Here is a 2185-nt window from a genome sequence, read left to right as displayed (position 1 = left end):
TCATCGACAGCTATTTGGGCGCGTTTACTACGGATACTCCGCGCATTGGGGCAGTATCGGCTCTGGGCCATGCACGGCGAGTGGCTCCGGAGCGGTTCATTATTTCCGTTCCAAGTGAAGAGGATGATCCGGATGCTCCGCTTCTGGCCTCCTTTTCGGACTATCTGCGCAGTGTACGGGGCCTGGAGCCGAAGACCCGCGAAGGCGTTCTTCTGGGCGGCCGCCGCTTTCTGGATTGGTTCCGCCATCACCATCCCGGCCAGGACATCGAGGCGTTGACGGCTAAGCAGGTCCTTGCTGCTGTCGAGCATCGGCTGTCACTATCGGCGACCTCCAGCAGCCGCACGGCAGCGACTTCTCACATTCGAACATTTCTTCGGTTTTTGTATTGGGCTGGCCACCATCGCCAAGATCTCGCCCGCGTCGTCCCAAGGACGCCCTCTTGGCGCTTGGCACATTTGCCGCCGCGCCTCGCATGGGATGACGTTCGTCAGGCGATCGATGCGATCGGCACAACGACGCCGGTCGACATCCGCGATCGAGCCGTCCTGCTGCTGCTCGCCACCACGGGCATTCGCAACGGCGAGTTACGCGCCATTCGGCTGAAGGATATCGACTGGCGCACTGGCGAGGTTTTCGTTCGGCGCACCAAGGGCAAGCGTGATCGGGTGGTGCCACTCCTCGAGGAGACCGGCGCCGCACTCGCCGATTACATCCTGCGCGCTCGACCGAAGGTGGATAGTCCGTATCTATTCCTGTCCTTTGCGCCGCCGCTGGGGCCGTTCAAGTGCGCGTCGCCTGTTTCGAGGATCGTGCGGAAGCGGTTGCGGCATGGCGGGGTCGAACTCGGGCGGGTCGCAGGTGCGCATCTCCTGCGCCACAGCCTTGCCACCCAGCTCGTCAGGCAGCGAAGGCCAATCAACGAGGTCGCCGATCTTCTTGGCCACCGGAGCATCAACACAACGGCGCTGTACGTGAAGGTTGCGGCCTCGCAACTCGCCGAGGTCGCACTCCCCTTTCCGGGAGGCGCGGCATGACCGCCTTTACCCGATTCCTCGGCGAGAAGGCCGAGCGTTACATCGAACTGCGCCAGTCGCTCGGCTACTCTTTCAGCAAACAAGCTGGCACGTTGCGGGCTTTCGTCCGCTACGTTGAACGCGCTCAGTTCGATGCGCCCGCCACCCAGACGATGGCGCTGGACTTCGTCCTGTCGTTCGGCGGCGCCGCCAACAGCCGCACCACTCGTCACGGCGTGCTCCGCCGATTCTACGAGTATCTCGCCGTCTATGACACCCAAACGGAGACCTGGAGCGTAGAGTCTTTCCCAGATCCAGGGCGATTCCGCCGCCGCGGATCCTCAGCGAGCCAGAGTTGGCGTCGCTCATCGACGCATGTGCGCGCATTTCGCCAGGCATCCCTCTCAGGAGGCGGACGATGGCTACGCTGATCGGATTGTTGGCAAGCTCGGGACTGCGATCTGGCGAAGTGGTCAGGCTTGATCGTTCCGACGTCGATCTGACCAGCGGGGTTCTTCTGGTTCGGAAGACGAAGTTCCGCAAGGACCGCCTCGTTCCAGTTCACACGACGACCCAGGCTGCCCTTCGCCACTACGCCCGTGAGCGTGACGCAGCTTTTCCCACGCCCAAGGACCAGGGCTTCTTCCTCAGCTCTCGTGGCAACCGCCTCTCAGCGACCGGCCTGCAAAACGGTTTTGCCGAGGTCCGCAAGCTCGCCGGCCTTGATGGCGGTAAGCCCTTAAGGCCGCACGATCTCAGGCACCGGTTCGCCGTGACCCGCCTCAGCTTCTGGCATCAACAGCGTGCAGACGTTCAGGCGTTGCTCCCGTTGCTCGCCACATATCTCGGCCACGCCAGCTACAGCGATACAGCTTACTACCTCACTGGTTCGGCGGATCTTCTCGCCATTGCGGCGGACCGCGCTTTCCTCGATGGAGGTGCAGCATGAGCGAACACCTACTCCTGGCGCCGCTCTTGGAGTCCTACTTTCGCCGGCGCTTGACCAAACAACGCAACGCCACTCCCGCGACCGTGGCCAGCTATCGCGACGCCTTGCGCATGCTGATCCTCTTTGCCGCCGCCAGGTTGCGGAAGAGGCCGGCGGCGTTGGCGCTCGAAGATCTCGATCGAGACCTCGTTCTCGCCTTTCTCGACGAACTCGAAGAGAA

Annotated in this window: 3 protein-coding genes and 1 pseudogene; all 4 read left to right on the top strand. The window is 62.7% G+C overall.

What is annotated here, in order from left to right:
- Positions 1–1037, top strand: a 1037-nt coding sequence (locus tag RFN28_RS34345; protein ID WP_320291554.1) for a site-specific integrase, incomplete at its 5' end; no start/stop codon positions are given.
- Entirely contained in the window at positions 1034–1447 is a 414-nt protein-coding gene (locus RFN28_RS34340) for a hypothetical protein (protein ID WP_320291553.1), read from the top strand. The genes RFN28_RS34345 and RFN28_RS34340, both read left to right, overlap by 4 nt.
- A complete protein-coding gene (locus RFN28_RS34335) occupies positions 1372–1965 on the top strand; it encodes a tyrosine-type recombinase/integrase (RefSeq protein ID WP_320291552.1) in 594 nt (197 codons plus the stop codon). The genes RFN28_RS34340 and RFN28_RS34335 overlap by 76 nt, the downstream gene beginning before the upstream one ends.
- Positions 1962–2185: pseudogene (locus tag RFN28_RS34330) on the top strand (tyrosine-type recombinase/integrase); the annotation flags it as partial. The gene RFN28_RS34335 and the pseudogene RFN28_RS34330, both read left to right, overlap by 4 nt.

The sequence above is a fragment of the Mesorhizobium album genome (genome assembly GCF_033977205.1).
Taxonomy (GTDB): Bacteria; Pseudomonadota; Alphaproteobacteria; order Rhizobiales; family Rhizobiaceae; genus Mesorhizobium; species Mesorhizobium album.
The sequence above is the reverse complement of the archived record's forward strand: the minus strand, read 5'-3'. Positions and strand labels throughout refer to the sequence as shown.